The sequence below is a fragment of the Sphingomonas horti genome, from assembly GCF_009753715.1.
GTDB lineage: Bacteria > Pseudomonadota > Alphaproteobacteria > Sphingomonadales > Sphingomonadaceae > Sphingomonas_B > Sphingomonas_B horti.
The window spans coordinates 390,954-408,370 of record NZ_WQMS01000016.1 but is presented as its reverse complement, the minus strand read 5'-3'; the positions used below and the strand labels follow the sequence as shown (position 1 = coordinate 408,370).

At 67.2% G+C, this 17,417-nt stretch carries 11 protein-coding genes; 3 read left to right on the top strand and 8 right to left on the bottom strand.

Annotation, left to right across the window (positions count from 1 at the left end; genetic code table 11):
* Positions 1–363 precede the first annotated feature (363 nt).
* From GON01_RS14840 to GON01_RS14825, 4 genes are all read right to left on the bottom strand, one after another.
* The gene (locus tag GON01_RS14840; RefSeq protein WP_157028125.1) at positions 364–573 is read right to left on the bottom strand and encodes a hypothetical protein; all 210 of its coding nucleotides are present in this window, start codon (positions 571–573) and stop codon (positions 364–366) included.
* Between the two features lie 90 nt (positions 574–663).
* Entirely contained in the window at positions 664–1,242 is a 579-nt protein-coding gene (locus GON01_RS14835; protein WP_157028124.1) for a thymidine kinase, read from the bottom strand.
* A gap of 134 nt (positions 1,243–1,376) precedes the next feature.
* Complete coding sequence (gltX, locus tag GON01_RS14830) at positions 1,377–2,720, bottom strand: glutamate--tRNA ligase (RefSeq protein ID WP_157028123.1); 1,344 nt, start codon at positions 2,718–2,720, stop codon at positions 1,377–1,379.
* Entirely contained in the window at positions 2,720–4,375 is a 1,656-nt protein-coding gene (locus tag GON01_RS14825) for an NAD+ synthase (RefSeq protein WP_157028122.1), read from the bottom strand. Before GON01_RS14825 ends, gltX begins: the two co-directional genes overlap by 1 nt.
* A gap of 164 nt (positions 4,376–4,539) precedes the next feature.
* On the opposite strand from GON01_RS14825, the gene GON01_RS14820 reads away from it, so the two are divergent.
* Complete coding sequence (locus GON01_RS14820; RefSeq protein ID WP_157028121.1) at positions 4,540–5,475, top strand: ribose-phosphate pyrophosphokinase; 936 nt, start codon at positions 4,540–4,542, stop codon at positions 5,473–5,475.
* Here GON01_RS14820 and GON01_RS14815 read toward each other — a convergent pair.
* Complete coding sequence (locus GON01_RS14815) at positions 5,472–5,723, bottom strand: hypothetical protein (protein ID WP_157028120.1); 252 nt, start codon at positions 5,721–5,723, stop codon at positions 5,472–5,474. The two genes, GON01_RS14820 and GON01_RS14815, sit on opposite strands and share 4 nt — an antisense overlap.
* A gap of 134 nt (positions 5,724–5,857) precedes the next feature.
* Between GON01_RS14815 and GON01_RS14810 the strand changes: the two genes are divergently transcribed.
* Positions 5,858–6,166 (top strand): hypothetical protein, encoded by a 309-nt coding sequence (locus GON01_RS14810; RefSeq protein WP_157028119.1) that lies wholly within the window; start codon positions 5,858–5,860, stop codon positions 6,164–6,166.
* Between the two features lie 232 nt (positions 6,167–6,398).
* Here GON01_RS14810 and GON01_RS14805 read toward each other — a convergent pair whose 3' ends face one another.
* The 3 genes from GON01_RS14805 to rpoB form a co-directional block, all read right to left on the bottom strand.
* Positions 6,399–7,274: an alpha/beta fold hydrolase gene (locus GON01_RS14805; RefSeq protein WP_157028118.1), complete on the bottom strand. Its 876-nt coding sequence runs from the start codon at positions 7,272–7,274 to the stop codon at positions 6,399–6,401.
* A 127-nt stretch (positions 7,275–7,401) separates the two neighbouring features.
* Entirely contained in the window at positions 7,402–11,670 is a 4,269-nt protein-coding gene (gene rpoC / locus GON01_RS14800; RefSeq protein WP_157028117.1) for a DNA-directed RNA polymerase subunit beta', read from the bottom strand.
* Between the two features lie 125 nt (positions 11,671–11,795).
* Positions 11,796–15,953, bottom strand: coding sequence for a DNA-directed RNA polymerase subunit beta (gene rpoB, locus GON01_RS14795; RefSeq protein WP_157028116.1), 4,158 nt, complete (start codon positions 15,951–15,953; stop codon positions 11,796–11,798).
* Between the two features lie 319 nt (positions 15,954–16,272).
* On the opposite strand from rpoB, the gene GON01_RS14790 reads away from it, so the two are divergent.
* Positions 16,273–17,340 (top strand): COG1361 family protein, encoded by a 1,068-nt coding sequence (locus GON01_RS14790; protein WP_157028115.1) that lies wholly within the window; start codon positions 16,273–16,275, stop codon positions 17,338–17,340.
* Positions 17,341–17,417 lie beyond the last annotated feature (77 nt).

Here is a 17,417-nt window from a genome sequence, read left to right as displayed (position 1 = left end):
GGTATCGACCACGTCTCCAAAGGCAACGACATAAACTTGTTTCTGGCGGGGTAGATCAGCCTATTGCGTAAGCGACTGGACCGCACAGCAGCTAGCTTTTTCGCGTTGAGCTTGCGACCAACTCCCCAGTTCACCGCTGCGACGAAGATGAAGGCTGTGCCCCAGAACCACGGTGCGTCGCTTAGAAGCGGTCTGCCTGCCTGAAGCACAATCCCGAAAATCGTGAGAACCACAATGAGGGTTATCGGTGTCAGATAGCCCTTCCCGGTCCACCAAAAGACGAGCAATGCGCAATCCTCAAAACCTTCGATGCCCTGTTCCTAGCATCGGGTGACATGTCCGCAACGGCTGGTTGGCGGACCTTTACCGTTTGAGGTTTCGTAGAACGATGTTCAGGGCCAGCCGATACGCGGCATAGGTGATGAATAGGCCGGCGCAGATCAGACCAACCAGTTGCCAAGGCGGCACCTCAGGCCGCAATCGCTCATAGGCAAATCCTGCCACACCGAGTGCAGCCACCAGCATAGTGAATAGGATTCGTTCCGCTGCTCGGGCTTTCCGCTGCTTGTCCAATCTACCCCCCTGCGTGGCGTCCATCCAAGTTTCTACGTCGGTTCGCTATGACCGCAATGGAGCGGAAGCCGCCGCTCTCCCCGCCGTCAGTCACCCCCGCCATTGCTCCATGAAATGCTTGCGGCACAGCGCGACGTAGCGATCGTTGCCGCCGATTTCGGTCTGGGCGCCTTCGCGGACGGGGCGGCCTTCGACGTCGATCCGCAGGTTCATCGTCGCCTTGCGGCCACAGGCGCACACGGCTTTCAACTCGACCAGCACATCGGCGAGCGCCAGCAGGCATTTGCTGCCTTCAAACAGTTCGGCACGGAAATCGGTGCGCAGGCCATAGGCGAGGACCGGGATGCTCATCTCGTCGGCGACGCTCGCCAGCTGCAGCACCTGGTCGCGGGTCAGGAATTGCGCTTCGTCGATCAGCACGCAGGCGAGCGGAGTGACCGCGTGCTCGGCCGCGATCGCAGCGCGCATGTCGGTATCGGGATCGAAGCTGTGCGCCGGCGCCTCGATACCGATGCGCGAGGTGATGATGCCTGCGGCGTACCGGTCGTCGATCGCGGCGGTGAACAGCATCGTGTGCATGCCCCGCTCGCGGTAATTGAAGTCCGCCTGCAGCAGGGTCGTCGATTTCCCCGCATTCATCGAGGCGTAGTAGAAATAGAGCTTGGCCAAATGTCCCCCTTGCCCCTCTCCCGTCGGGAGAGGGCGACTCGCACGTGCGGCGCGAGCGGGGTGAGGGGTTCGGGAGCGGGACGTCAAGCCTGCATCCCCTCACCCGGTCGCGCCTTGCGCGACTCGACCTCTCCCTATGGGAGAGGTGAGGCCGCCGCCTCCAACCGCGCCACCGCCCGCTCCCGCCCGATCAGCGGCAGCAGCGCGGCCATGTCGGGGCCGTGATCCCGCCCCGTCAGCGCACAGCGGAGGGGAAGGAACAGCGGCTTGCCTTTGCGGCCGGTGATCTCTTTGAGCGCGCCGGTCAACGCGTGCCAGGGATCGGCCGCCCAGTCGATCCGCGCGGCGGTCTCGGCGGCGGCACGGAGATAGTCGCGGTCTTCGCCGACGACCTCGGGCGCGACCGGGCCTTCGATGACGTGCCACCAATCGGCCGCGTCGGCCACGCGTTCCAGGTTCGGGCGCACTACTTCCCAGGCGCGTGCGTCCATGCCGGCCGGCAGGCGTTCGGCGACCTGTTCGAAACTCAGCAGATGGACGGTCTGCGCATTGAGCTTCGCCAGCTCCGCCTCGTCGAACCGCGCCGGCGCCCGGCCGAACGTCGCGAAGTCGAAGCGCTCGACCAGCGGCGCCATCGATGCGACCGGCTCGACCGACAGGCTGGTGCCGATCCGCGCCAGCTTGGCCGCCAGTGCAAGCGGCTCGTTTCCGGTTTCTCGCCAATGATCGACATCCGTCGCGCCAAGGCGCTTCGACAATTTGCCCTCGGCGCCAGTCAGCAGCGCCTCATGTGCAAAGGCTGGCGGAGGTGCCCCCAGCGCCTCGAACATCTGAACCTGCGCGGCAGTGTTCGAGACGTGATCCTCGCCGCGCACCACATGCGTCACGCCCATGTCGATATCGTCGATCACCGAGGGCAGATGATAGAGCCACGAACCATTCGCGCGGCGAATCACAGGGTCGCTCAACAGCTTCGGATCGAACCGATGGGGCCCGCGGATCAGATCGTCCCACTCGATCGCTGTGTCATGGTCGAGCTTGAAGCGCCAGTGCGGCCGCTGCCCCTCGGCCTCAAGCCGCGCGCGGTCCGCTTCGCCCAGCTTCAGCGCGGCTCGATCATAGACCGGCGGCAGCCCGCGCCCGAGCTGGACCTTGCGCTTCAGCTCCAGCTCCTGCGGCGTCTCGAAGCAGGGATAGACCCGTCCCGCCTCGCGCAAGGCCGCGAACCGCTCCTTATAAAGCCCGAACCGCTCCGACTGCCGCGCCTCGCCGTCCCAGTCGAGCCCGAGCCAGCCCAGATCGGCCCGGATCGCCACGACGAACCGCTCCTCCGACCGCTCGCGATCGGTGTCGTCGATCCTGAGCAGGAACCGCCCGCCCTGCTGACGCGCGAACAGCCAATTGTGCAGCGCCGTCCTAAGGTTGCCGACATGCACGCGCCCCGTGGGCGACGGCGCGAAACGAGTGACGACGGTCATCAGCCCGTCCGGAACGCGTTGGTGATCGGGTAGCGGCGGTCGCGGCCGAAATTGCGCTTGCCGAGCTTGACGCCCGGCGGGGCCTGGCGGCGCTTATATTCGGCGACGTAGAGCAGGCGCTCAATCCGGGCGACGGTGTCGCGGTCGAAGCCGCGGGCGGCGACCGCGTCGACGGACAATTCCTCCTCGACCAGGCCGTGCAGGATCGGATCGAGCACGTCGTAGGGCGGCAGCGAGTCCGAATCCTTCTGGTCGGCGCGGAGCTCGGCCGTGGGGGGCTTGTCGATCACCCGCTCCGGCATCACCGGGCCGTCGCCGCCCAGGCCCAGCGCCGGCCGGTTCGCGTTGCGCCAGCGGCAAAGCTCGAACACCGTCGTCTTGTAGGCGTCCTTCAGCACCGAATAGCCGCCGGCCATGTCGCCATAGAGCGTCGCATAGCCGACCGACATCTCGCTCTTGTTGCCGGTGGTCAGCAGCATGTGGCCGAATTTGTTGGAGAGCGCCATCAGCGTCACGCCGCGGATGCGCGCCTGGACATTCTCCTCGGTCAGGTCCGGCTTGCGTCCCGCGAAGCCGGGCGCCAGCATCGCGTCGAAGGCGGCAACGGCCGGCTCGATCGGGATGCTGTCGAGGCGCACGCCCAGCATCCGCGCGCATTCGGCCGCGTCGTCGAGCGACTCCTGGCTGGTATAGCGCGACGGCAGCATCACGCACCACACGCGGTCGGCACCCAGCGCATCGACCGCTACGGCCGCCGACAGCGCGCTGTCGATGCCTCCGGACAGGCCCAGCACCACGCCCGGAAACCGGTTCGCGTTCACATAGTCGCGCAGCCCCACGAGCATCGCGTGATACGCATCGGCCGGATGCGGATCGAGCGCGTGGATCTCGCCCGGCGCGCAGCGCCAGCCGCCGGGGCCGCGCTCCCACTCCGTCATCACCAGCACTTCTTCCCAGTCGGGCAGCTGGTGGGCGAGCGTGCCGTCGCCGTTCAGCACGAACGAGGCGCCGTCGAACACGATTTCGTCCTGCCCGCCGACGCGGTTCAGGAAGACCAGCGGCAGCCCGGTTTCGGCGACCCGGTCGGCGGCGATCTTGCCGGTGCGCAGATCGTCCTTGTCGATCTCATAGGGGCTGCCGTGCGGCGCGATCAGCAGCTCCGCCCCCTGCTCCTTCAGATGATTGCAGACTGCCGGGAACCAGATGTCCTCGCAGATCGGCAGGCCGAGCCGGACTCCCCGCCAGTCGATCGGCTGCGGCAGCGGCCCGGGCGTGAACCAGCGCTTCTCGTCGAACGTGCCGTAATTCGGCAGCTCATGCTTGCGCGTCGAGGCGACGATGCGGCCGCCTTCCAGCAGGTTCAGCGTGTTGTAGAGCCGGTCGCCTTCCGCGCGGACGCTGCCGACGATCATCGCCGGGCCGCCGTCCGCCGTCGCCTCCGCGAGTCGGCGGAGCTGTTCCTCGGCGCGCGCGTGGAGCGCGGGCTTGAGGATCAGGTCCTCGGGCGGATAGCCGATCAGCTGCAGCTCCGGGAACACGACCAGGTCCGCGCCTTCGGCCTTGCTTCGCCACTCCAGCATCGTGTCGGCATTGCCGGCGATGTCGCCGACGCGCTGGCTGATCTGGACGAGAGCGATGCGGAGCCGGTCGGTCATGATCGGTCCTTATCTATGTCGTCATCCCCGCGAAAGCGGGGACCCACCTTTCTTTGCCTCGTGTGCTCCGGAGAGAAGGAGGAAGGTAGGTCCCGCTTTCGCGGGGATGACGACGCGGACTGGAGCCTCTAAAGCCGCGACAGAATCGTGACAGCGGGACGCCCATGAAGCTTCTATCCGGAAACGCCAACCTGCCGCTCGCCCGGGCGATCGCGGACTATCTGGAGCTGCCGCTGACCGAAGCGAGCGTGCGCCGCTTCGCCGACGAGGAAGTGTTCGTCGAAATCCATGAGAATGTCCGCGGCGAGGACGTATTCATCGTCCAGCCGACCGGCTTTCCCGCGAACGACAATCTGATGGAGCTGCTGATCTGCATCGACGCGTTGAAGCGCGCGTCGGCCAGGCGGATCACCGCCGTCGTCCCTTATTTCGGCTATGCCCGGCAGGACCGGAAGCCGGGGCCGCGCACGCCGATCTCGGCCAAGCTGGTCGCCAACCTGATCACCGTCGCCGGCGCCAACCGCGTCCTTTCGGTCGACCTGCATGCCGGGCAGATTCAGGGCTTCTTCGATATCCCGACCGACAATCTCTATGCGGCGCCGGTGATGTCGGCCGACATCCTCGCCCGCTTCCCGGCCCAGAACCTGATGGTCGTGTCGCCGGACGTCGGCGGCGTCGTGCGCGCGCGGGCGCTCGCCAAGCGGCTCAACAACGCGCCGCTGGCGATCGTCGACAAGCGCCGCGAGCGGCCCGGCGAATCGGAAGTGATGAACATCATCGGCGACGTCGCCGGCCGCTTCTGTATCCTGGTCGACGACATCGTCGATTCCGCGGGGACGCTCTGCAACGCCGCCGCCGCGCTGCGCGAGGCGGGCGCGGAGGACGTCGTCGCCTATGTCAGCCACGGCGTGCTGTCCGGCGGCGCCGTCGCCCGCGTCGACGGATCGTCGCTGACCGAGCTCGTCATCACCGACTCGATCGCCGCGACGGAGAGCATCGCCCAGGCGAAGCGCATCCGCACCCTCACCATCGCGCCGCTCCTCGCCGAGGCGATCAAGCGGATCGCCGACGAGAGCTCGGTCTCGAGCCTGTTCGACTAGGCGCTGACGGGCTCGTCGTCGTCGCTGTTGACCGCGGCCAGCACGCCGATCGCGGCAATGCCCGCCAGGATCGCCAGCGCGATGACCCCGCCCGCGCCACCGGCCAGCCTGCTTTCGCCCGCTTCGGGAGCCGCGCGCACGATGGACAGCTTGGCCGCCGATGCACTGGTCTGGGCGATCGCCGCAGTCGGCAGGGCGCCGATCATGCTGCCGGCGATGATGGCGGAGGTCAGAGACTTGATGCGCATACGCGACTCCCTCTTTATTGGCGCCATTTGAACGGCATGGGCAAAGAGCGGTTCCGGACATGCGGCAGACGCCATTGCCGGCGCGACGGGCCGCGCGTTTGTGCTTTGCGTGGACGCCGCTCGGGGCCGAGCCTATGCGCCTGAACAAGATCTGGACATTGGCGCGCGCGATCCGCGTCGGCCTGGTCGCCGGCCTGATCGCGCTGCTGCTCTGGCCGATCCATGCCATCAGCCCGGAGCGGGTGCGCCCCCTGTTCGTCGCAGCGCTCGCGGTCACGGCGGCGGGTGGCGCCTCGATCCTCTGGATGAGCGCCGCCGACCTGCTGACCGTCAGGCGCGACCGCCGTATCCTCCCGGCGCGGCTGTTCGATCTGGCGCTCGGCCTCGCGATGACGGTTCCGCCGGCGCTGGCGCTGCTGTCGCTGCTCAACGGAAGCGGATGACGCGCGACAGAACAGATCGCGCGGACCCCTTTCGGATCTTAGCCCCTCTCCCGCTTGCGGGAGAGGGAGGGGCCCGCTCGCGAAGCGAGTGGGAGGGTGAGGGTCCGCCCTGCCCACGCTCGCCGCGCTGCGCTCTGCCCCCCTCACCCCGCTCGCGCTGCGCACGAGTCGCCCTCTCCCCGTCGGGGAGAGGGGAAACGTCCACAATCCACCCGTTGCGGACCTTTGCTGCTCAGGTCGGTTCCGTTTGGCGGTCTGCGTCTGCGCGCAAGCCGTGCTCGCCGCCGCCCGAAAGGAAATCCAGCAGATCGCGATTGAGCCGGTCGGGTGCGGTCGCGAACAGGCCGTGGGGTTCGCCTTCATACTCGATCAGCCGCGCGTGCGGGATGCCGCGGGCGGCGGCGTGGGCGCTGGGGGCGATCGGCACGGTCTTGTCGCCGGTGCCGTGGATGATCAGCGTCGGCACGCCCGCGAAGGACGGCAGGTCGGGACGGAAGTCCGTACGGCCGAACGCGTCGACGCAGTCGATGGTCGGCTTCGGGCCCGCCATCATCGCCAGCGTGAAGGTCCAGTCGAGCAGGCCCTGGCTGACCGGGCTGGAGACCCAGCCGACGCCGTAGAATTGCTTGCCGAAGGTCTGGAGGAAGTCGAACCGGTCCTTGCGGATCTGCGCCTTCATGTCCTCGAACACGCTGGCGTCGACGCCGTCCGGATTGTCGGGCGTCTTCAGCAGATAGGCGACGACGGAGCTGACCAGGGCCGCCCGCGCGATCTTGCCCGAGCCGTGGCGGGACAGATAGCGCGCGACTTCGCCGCCGCCCATCGAGAAGCCGACCAGGCTGACGCGATCCGCGCCGCAGCCATCGATCACCGCCGCGAGATCATCGGCGAAGACGTCGTAATTATAGTCGGCTCCGCAATGCCCCGATAGGCCGAAGCCGCGCCGGTCATAGGTGATGACGCGGCGGCCGGCCTCCAGCAGCGCCAGAGTCTGGTACTCCCACATGTCGCCGGTCAGTGGCCAGCCGTGGATCAGGACGACGGGCTCGCCCGATCCCATGTCCTTGACGTGCAGCTTCGTCCCGTCGCGCGCTTCGACATAGGCCATGATCGTCACTCCCGCATGAGCCGGGGAGTGAACGGGCCGGATGCGCGGCCGTTCCGGGCAAGCGGCGGCGCCAAAGAAAAAGCCCCGGCGTTTCCGCCGGGGCTCGTTCTTGGCTGCGAGCCGGAGCTTACTGCTCCAGGTAATCGCCGGCGGCTTCGTCGCTGCCGTCGCCGCTGACCACGGCCACGGCGAGCGGATCGTCGCCGCTGTCGTCCTCGACCGGACGGCGCAGCTCGGCCGCGTGCTCCTCGGCGGCGCTGTCGGGCGCGACCAGCGAGGCCTGCCAGTCGCGCTGGGCGGCGCGGAGCGCGGCATCGCGGCTTGAGGCGGCGACGCGCATGCGGTTCATGCCCGCACCCGTGCCCGCCGGGATCAGGCGGCCGACGATCACGTTCTCCTTCAGGCCCATCAGCGTGTCGGTCTTGCCCTGGACCGCCGCCTCGGTGAGGACGCGGGTGGTCTCCTGGAACGACGCGGCCGAGATGAAGCTGCGGGTCTGCAGCGAGGCCTTGGTGATGCCCAGCAGGACCGGCTTGCCTTCCGCCGGGCGCTGGCCCGGCTTCAGCTTCGCGTTGACCTCGTCCATCTCCTCGCGGTCGAGCTGCTCGCCCTTCAGCAAGGTCGTGTCGCCGTCCTCGGTGATCTCGACCTTCTGCAGCATCTGACGGACGATCGTCTCGATGTGCTTGTCGTTGATCTTCACGCCCTGGAGTCGATAGACTTCCTGGATTTCCGACACGAGATATTCGGCAAGCGGCTCGATGCCGAGCACTTCCAGAATGTCGTGCGGATCGGGCGAGCCGCCGATCAGGTTGTCGCCACGCTTGACGTAGTCGCCTTCCTGGACGTCGATCACCTTCGACTTCGGCACCAGATACTCAACGACTTCGCCGCCGTCCTCCGGCTGGATGCCGATCTTGCGCTTGGCCTTATAGTCCTTGCCGAACACGACGCGGCCCGAGACCTTGGCGATGATCGCGTTTTCCTTGGGCTTGCGCGCCTCGAACAGCTCGGCGACGCGCGGCAGACCGCCGGTGATGTCGCGGGTCTTGGCGGCTTCGCGACTGGCGCGGGCGAGCACGTCGCCCGCCTGCACCGCCTGCCCGTCCTCGACCGACAGCGTCGCGCCCGGCGCCAGCATGTAGCGGCCCGCCTCGCCCGACGTCTCGTCGAGCAGGGTGATCCGCGGACGCAGATCCTCCTTCGACTTGGACGTCGCGCGATATTCGGTCACCACGCGCTGCGCGATGCCGGTCGCTTCGTCGGTCTGCTCGACGAGCGTCTTGCCCTCGATCAGATCCTGGAACTTCACGACACCGCCCTTTTCGGTGATGATCGGCATCGTGAACGGATCCCATTCCGCGATCCGCTCGCCCTTCTGGACGATATGGCCGTCGGCCAGCAGCAGGTTGGCGCCGTAGGGGATACGGTGCGTGGCCCGCTCGCGGCCGTCCATGTCGACGATCGCGAGCTCGCCGTTACGGGCCAGGGCAATGGTGCGGCCGCGGCTGTCGACGATCGTCGGCAGGTCGCGATACTCGATCCGGCCATCGCTGACCGCCTCGAGGTTCGACTGCTCGTTCAGCTGCGCTGCGCCGCCGATGTGGAAGGTCCGCATCGTCAGCTGGGTGCCCGGCTCGCCGATCGACTGGGCCGCGATCACGCCGACCGCTTCGCCGATATTGACCGGCGTGCCGCGGGCCAGGTCACGCCCGTAGCAGGCGCCGCAGACGCCGCCCTTGGATTCGCAGATCAGCGGCGAGCGGATGCGCACCGACTGGATGCCGATTTCCTCGATTCGCGCGACCATCGCCTCGTCGAGCAAAGTCCCTTCCGCGACCAGCGTCTCGCCGGTCTTGGAATCGACGATGTCCTCGGCGGTTGTGCGGCCGAGCACGCGCTCGCCAAGCGACGCGATGGTGGCGCCGCCCTGGACGATCGCCTTCATCTCCAGCGCCCGCTCGGTGCCGCAATCCTCCTCGACGACGACGCAATCCTGCGACACGTCGACGAGACGGCGGGTCAGGTAACCCGAGTTCGCGGTCTTCAGCGCGGTGTCGGCGAGACCCTTGCGGGCGCCGTGGGTCGAGTTGAAGTATTCAAGGACGGTCAGGCCTTCCTTGAAGTTCGAGATGATCGGCGTTTCGATGATCTCGCCCGACGGCTTGGCCATCAGGCCGCGCATGCCGGCAAGCTGCTTCATCTGGGCCTGCGAACCGCGGGCGCCGGAATGGGCCATCATGTAGATCGAGTTGATCGGGGCGAGGCGGCCGTTGTCGAGCCGCGGCGTCGCCTTGATCTCCTCCATCATCGCGTTCGCGACCTGGTCGCCGCAGCGGCTCCAGGCGTCGATCACCTTGTTGTACTTTTCCTGCTGGGTGATCAGGCCGTCCTGATATTGCTGCTCGTAGTCCTTCACGAGGTCGCGGGTCTCGTCGACCATGCGGTCCTTCGTGGCCGGAATGATCATGTCGTCCTTGCCGAACGAGATGCCGGCCTTGAACGCGTGGCGGAAGCCCAGCGCCATGATCGCGTCGGCGAACAGCACCGTCTCCTTCTGGCCGGTGTGGCGATAGACCACGTCGATGACGTCGCCGATCTCCTTCTTGGTCAGCAGCCGGTTGACGGTCGCGAACGGCACCTTGTGGCTCTTCGGCAGCGTCTCGCCGAGCAGCATGCGGCCCGGCGTCGTCTCGACCCGCTTCATGTAGGTCTTGCCGTCCTCGTCGGTCTGAGGGACGCGGCTGACGATCTTCGAGTGCAAGGTCACTGCGCCGGCGTCGAGCGCCTGGTGCACCTCGGCCATGTCGGACAGGAGCATGCCCTCGCCCGGCTCGCCATCGCGCTCCATCGACAGGTAATAGAGGCCCAGCACCATGTCCTGCGACGGCACGATGATCGGCTTGCCGTTGGCGGGCGACAGGATGTTGTTGGTCGACATCATCAGCACGCGCGCTTCCAGCTGTGCCTCAAGGCTCAGCGGGACGTGCACGGCCATCTGGTCACCATCGAAGTCCGCGTTGAACGCGGCGCAGACCAGCGGGTGAAGCTGAATCGCCTTGCCTTCGATCAGCACCGGCTCGAACGCCTGGATGCCGAGGCGGTGGAGCGTCGGCGCGCGGTTCAGCAGCACCGGATGCTCGCGGATCACCTCGTCAAGGATGTCCCAGACTTCCTTGCGCTCCTTTTCGACCCACTTCTTGGCCTGCTTCAGCGTCATCGACAGGCCTTTGGCGTCCAGGCGTGCGTAGATGAACGGCTTGAACAGCTCCAGCGCCATCTTCTTCGGCAGGCCGCACTGGTGCAGCTTCAGCTCCGGACCGGTCACGATCACCGAGCGGCCCGAATAGTCGACGCGCTTGCCGAGCAGGTTCTGGCGGAACCGGCCCTGCTTGCCCTTCAGCATGTCGGACAGCGACTTCAGCGGACGCTTGTTGGCGCCGGTGATGGTGCGTCCGCGGCGGCCGTTGTCGAACAGCGCGTCGACCGCTTCCTGCAGCATGCGCTTTTCGTTGCGGACGATGATGTCCGGCGCGCGCAGCTCCATCAGCCGCTTCAGGCGGTTGTTGCGGTTGATCACGCGGCGGTAAAGGTCGTTCAGGTCCGACGTCGCGAAGCGGCCGCCGTCCAGCGGGACGAGCGGGCGCAGCTCGGGCGGGATCACCGGGATCACGTTCAGGATCATCCATTCCGGGCGGTTGCCGGAATCGATGAAGCTCTCGACGACCTTCAGCCGCTTGATGATCTTCTTGGGCTTCAGCTCCGACTTGGTCGTCGCCAACTCCTCGAGAAGCTGGACGCGCTCGCCCTCCAGGTCGAGATTCTCGAGCATGATGCGGACCGCCTCGGCGCCGATGCCGGCGGAGAAGGCGTCCTCGCCATATTCGTCCTGCGCCGAAAGCAGCTCGTCCTCAGTCAGCAGCTGGTAGCGCTCAAGCGGGGTCAGGCCCGGCTCGATCACCACATAGGCCTCGAAGTACAGGATGCGCTCCAGCTGCTTCAGCTGCATGTCGAGCAGCAGGCCGATGCGGCTGGGCAGAGACTTCAGGAACCAGATGTGCGCGACCGGCGCGGCCAGTTCGATATGGCCCATCCGCTCGCGCCGGACCTTCGAGACGGTGACCTCGACGCCGCACTTCTCGCAGACGATTCCCTTGTACTTCATACGCTTGTACTTGCCGCACAGGCACTCATAGTCCTTGATCGGGCCGAAGATGCGCGCGCAGAACAGGCCGTCACGTTCCGGCTTGAACGTGCGGTAGTTGATCGTCTCCGGCTTCTTGATCTCGCCGAACGACCAGGAACGGATCCGCTCCGGCGACGCGATGCCGATCTGGATCTGGTCGAACGTCTCCGGCTTGGTCAGCGGATTGGCGAAGGGGGTCATCTCGTTCATTTTTTGCTCCGGTCCCCCTCCCGCTTGCGGGAGGGGCTAGGGGTGGGCAAATCTTTGTCGGCTCCGCGGGGGCAGGTCAGGCCCACCCCCGGCCCCTCCCGCAAGCGGGAGGGGGAGAAGGTCGGTTACTCCGCAGCCTCGGCCAGTTCGCCGTCCTCGTCGTCGCCGTGCGACGCGAGTTCGACGTTCAGGCCCAGCGAGCGCATTTCCTTGACGAGCACGTTGAAGCTCTCCGGAATGCCGGCCTCGAAGGTGTCGTCGCCCTTGACGATCGCTTCATAGACCTTGGTGCGGCCGACCACGTCGTCGGACTTCACCGTCAGCATTTCCTGGAGCGTATAGGCGGCGCCGTACGCCTGGAGCGCCCACACTTCCATCTCGCCGAAGCGCTGGCCGCCGAACTGCGCCTTGCCGCCCAGCGGCTGCTGGGTGACGAGGCTGTACGGCCCGATCGAGCGCGCGTGGATCTTGTCGTCGACCAGGTGGTGGAGCTTCAGCATGTAGATGTAGCCCACGGTCACCTTGCGGTCGAACGCCTCGCCGGTGCGGCCGTCGTACAGCGTCGACTGGCCCGACGTGTCGTAGCCGGCCAGCTGCAGCATGTTCGACACGTCCGCCTCGCGGGCGCCGTCGAACACCGGCGTCGCCATCGGCACGCCGTTCTTCAGCAGCTGCGCCATCTCGACGATGTCGTCGTCGGAGCGGCCCGCGATCTCGGCGGCATAGTCGTCGCCATAGACGGCCTTCAGCCGCTCGCGCACCGCCTCGGGCGCCTTGCCGCCCTTGCCGTCCGGATTGGCTTCGTGCCACGCGTCCAGCGCCTCGCTGATCTGGCGGCCCAGGCCGCGCGCAGCCCAGCCCAGATGCGTCTCGAAGATCTGGCCGACGTTCATGCGGCTCGGCACGCCCAGCGGGTTCAGCACGATGTCGACATGCGTGCCGTCCTCGAGGAACGGCATGTCCTCGATCGGCAGGATGCGGCTGATCACGCCCTTGTTGCCGTGGCGGCCGGCCATCTTGTCGCCTGGCTGCAGCTTGCGCTTCACCGCGACGAAGACCTTGACCATCTTGAGCACGCCCGGCGGCAGCTCGTCGCCCCGCTCCAGCTTCTCGCGCCGATCCTCGAACTTCTCGTTGATCAGCTTGACGGCCTCGTCATACTGACCCTTCACGGCTTCCAGGTCGCCCTGGACCTTGTCGTCCTGGACGGCGAACTTCCACCATTCGTGGCGCTCGACGCTTTCCAGCAGGTCGGCGTCGATTGCCGAGCCCTTCTTCACGCCCTTCGGCGCCGCCGTCGCGACCTGGCCGACCAGCATCTCGCGCAGCCGGCTCCAGGTGGCGCGGTTCAGGATCGCGCGCTCGTCGTCGGCGTCCTTCTTCAGCCGCTCGATCTCCTCGCGCTCGATCGCCAGCGCGCGCTCGTCCTTGTCGATGCCGTGGCGGTTGAACACGCGCACGTCGACGATCGTGCCGGCCACGCCCGGCGGCAGCCGCAGCGAGGTGTCGCGCACGTCCGACGCCTTCTCGCCGAAGATCGCGCGGAGCAGCTTTTCTTCCGGCGTCATCGGGCTTTCGCCCTTCGGCGTGATCTTGCCGACCAGGATATCGCCCGGCTCCACTTCGGCGCCGATATAGACGATGCCCGCCTCGTCGAGGTTGCGCAGCGCTTCCTCGCCGACGTTCGGGATGTCGCGGGTGATGTCCTCGGGCCCCAGCTTGGTGTCGCGGGCCATCACCTCGAACTCGTCGATATGGATCGACGTGAACACGTCGTCCTTCACGATCCGTTCGGAAATCAGGATCGAGTCCTCGTAGTTGTAGCCGTTCCACGGCATGAACGCGACGAGCGCGTTGCGGCCCAGCGCCAGCTCGCCGAACTCGGTCGACGGGCCGTCGGCGATGATGTCGCCGGCGCTGACCACGTCGCCCACCTTCACCAGCGGACGCTGGTTGATGCAGGTCGACTGGTTCGACCGCTCGAACTTCATCAGCCGGTAGATGTCGACGCCGGACTTGCCGGCCTCGACCTCGCCGGTCGCGCGGACGACGATGCGGGTCGCGTCGACCTGGTCGACGATGCCAGCGCGCTTGGCGGCGATCGCCGCGCCCGAATCGCGCGCGACGGTCTCTTCCATGCCGGTGCCGACGAACGGCGCCTCGGCGCGGACCAGCGGCACCGCCTGGCGCTGCATGTTCGATCCCATCAGCGCGCGGTTGGCGTCGTCATTCTCCAGGAACGGGATCAGCGAGGCCGCGACCGACACCAGCTGCTTCGGCGACACGTCCATCAGCGTGATCGTCTCGGGCAGCGCCATCAGGAACTCGCCCGCCTGGCGCGACGAGACCAATTCCTCGGTGAAGCGGCCTTCGGCATCCAGCTCCGCGTTCGCCTGCGCGATCGTGTGCTTGGCTTCCTCCATCGCGGACAGATAGACCACCTCGTTGGTGACCTTGCCGTCGACGATGCGGCGGTACGGCGTCTCGATGAAGCCGTATTTGTTGACGCGGCTGAAGCTGGCCAGCGAGTTGATCAGGCCGATGTTCGGGCCTTCCGGCGTCTCGATCGGGCAGATGCGGCCATAGTGGGTCGGGTGGACGTCGCGGACCTCGAAGCCCGCGCGCTCGCGGGTGAGGCCGCCCGGCCCGAGCGCCGAGACGCGACGCTTGTGCGTCACTTCGGAAAGCGGGTTGGTCTGGTCCATGAACTGGCTGAGCTGCGACGAGCCGAAGAACTCGCGCACCGCGGCGACCGCGGGCTTCGCGTTGATCAGGTCGTTCGGCATCACCGTCGACACGTCGACCGACGACATCCGCTCCTTGACCGCACGCTCCATGCGCAGCAGGCCGACGCGATACTGGTTTTCCAGCAGTTCGCCGACCGAACGGACGCGGCGGTTGCCGAGATTGTCGATATCGTCGATCTCGCCCTTGCCGTCCTTCAGGTTCACGAGCTCCTTGACGACCGCGAGGATGTCCTCGGTGCGCAGCGTCGTGATCGTGTCCTCGGCATCCAGGCCCAGGCGCATGTTCAGCTTGACGCGGCCGACGGCCGACAGGTCATAGCGCTCCGGATCGAAGAACAGGCCGGCGAACAACGCTTCCGCCGTCTCGCGCGTCGGCGGCTCGCCGGGGCGCATCACGCGGTAGATGTCGCTGAGTGCCTGGTCGCGATCCTCGGCCTTGTCGGCCTTCAGCGTGTTGCGGATCCAGGGGCCGGTGTTGACATGGTCGATGTCGAGCAGCTCGATCCGGTCGAGCCCGGCCTTGTCGATCTTCTCCAGATTCTCGGCCGAGACCTCGTCGCCCGCCTCGATATAGATCTCGCCGGTCGACTCGTTGATCAGGTCCAGCGCCGAATAGCGCCCGAAGATTTCCTCGGTCGGGATCAGCAGCGTGGTCAGGCCGTCCTTGGCCGCCTTGTTGGCGGCGCGCGGCGTGACCTTCTGGCTGGCCGGGAACACGACCTCGCCGGTGTCGCCGTTGACGACGTCGAAGGCCGGCTTCTGCCCGCGCCAATTCTCGGCGATGAAGGGAACCTTCCAGCCGCCCTCGCCGCGCACCCAGGTGACGGTGTTGTAGAAATGGTGGAGGATTTCCTCGGCATTCAGGCCGAGCGCGAACAGCAGCGACGTGACCGGCAGCTTGCGCTTGCGGTCGATGCGGACGTTGACGATGTCCTTGGCGTCGAACTCGAAATCGAGCCAGGAGCCGCGATACGGGATCACGCGCGCGGCGAAGAGATATTTGCCGCTGGCATGGGTCTTGCCGCGGTCATGGTCGAACAGCACGCCCGGCGAACGGTGCATCTGCGAGACGATGACGCGCTCGGTGCCGTTGATGATGAAGGTGCCGTTCTCGGTCATGAGCGGCATGTCGCCCATATAGACGTCCTGCTCCTTGATATCGAGCACGGAGCGGCTTTCCGTATCGGGATCGACCTCGAACACGATCAGGCGCAGCGTGACGCGCATCGGCGCCGCGAAGGTGATGCCGCGCTGGCGGCACTCGTCGGTGTCGTACTTCGGCGGCTCGAGCTCGTAATGAACGAAGTCGAGCTCGGCGGTGCCGGCAAAGTCGCGGATCGGGAAGACGCTGCGCAGCGTCTTTTCCAGGCCCGACACATAGCCGATCGACGGATCGGAGCGCAGGAACTGTTCGTAGCTTTCGCGCTGGACCTCGATCAGGTTCGGCATCTGCACCACTTCGTGGATGTTGCCGAAGACCTTGCGGATGCGCTTGGACGCGCGGCCAGCCGGAGCCGGAACTGCCTGAGTCGCCATGGGGGTTTAGTGCCTCGCCGTTAGAATTCGGACGCAAGCCGGACGCAAAAAGCCGCGTGTCCTCAAGGTGAGAACCGCAGCTCCAAGCGTCCAGGGCAACCGACAGCCTTCCATTCGTTCGGCCCGCCGCGCCATTGCGTGCCATGTCCCGAAAACTGTGGTGAGGGGCGCCATATAGGGGCGCGGCCACGGCCTGTCAAAGGGCGCGCGCGAAAGTAAAGCCGAAATTGTCCAATGGACTCGCCGCTGGGCGGCTGCAATGCACGGCTGATCGCAACGCCTGCGACCAGTCGAGCCAAAGGGCCGTTGCGTTGCGACTATGACACAGAATCACATCGCTCGCCGGGTCGCGCTCGGTCTGTTGCTTGGTTCCGCCGCGATCCCCGCCGCTGCGCAAGACGTGCAGCCGGTCACCCCGCCCATCCTGACGCCGGCGCCCAGCTCCGCACCTGCGCCCGAAGCCGTCGCACCGGCTCCCGCGCCGGCGGCATCGCCGTCGATCACCTTCGCGCCGCAATCGCCGGTCGTGCAGAACGTGCCGCCGCCTCCGGCTCCCCCGCCCGAGGCGACGGCTCCCGAGGCTCCGGCTGCCACCGCGCCCGCGCGACGGCCGGTCCGATCGGCTGCACGAGCGCCCGCGCCCGCCGCGACCAACGAGGCAGTGCGGCCTGCGCCAGCACCGGCCGCGGCGCCTGCTCCGCTCGCCGCGCCCGCTACCGCCCCGGTGACCGCCGCGCCGGTCGCCGAAGCGCCGCTGCCGGCGCCCGCCGCCGCGCCGGCCCCGGCCGCGCAACCGGAAGAGCTCAGCAGCGCGGCTGCCTGGGGCATGCTCGCAATCCCGGTCATCGCGATCCTGGCGCTCGGGACATGGCTGCTCGCGCGCCGCCGCCGGTCGCGCGCCGAGGCCTATGACGAGCCTTACTACGCGCCGGCCGACGAAGCCGTGGTCGAGGCACCGCTTGCCGCCGCGCCGGCTGCGGCCGAAGCGACGGCCCGGCCATGGATCGATATCGGCCTGCGCCCGGTCCGCGCCGAGGACGCGCTTGAGGTCGAGGTGACGGTCAGCAACTCGGGCGACGCGCCGGCGCAGGACGTCAAGGTGTCCACCTGGATGCTGAACGGCGCGGACTCGTCGGACAGCGAGCAGGCTCTGATCGAAGCCCGCTCGGGCGCGCAGATCGCCACGGTCGACGTTGCTCCGGGCGAAGATCAGAGCGTCGATACCAGCGTCGCGCTGCCCGACGACGCCGGCACCCCGATCCTCGTCGCGGAAGCTCGCTACCCGCTGCCGACGGGCGGCGAAGGCCGCATCGCCGCGACCTTCGAGATCGACATGACCGAAGGCGACGCCGAAGCCCGCCTGCACGACGTGCTGGAACGGGCGTAGGCGTCTAAGTCCTCCCCTGCGTTTGCAGGGGAGGGGGACCGCTCGCGAAGCGAGTGGTGGAGGGGCCCGGAGCGGAG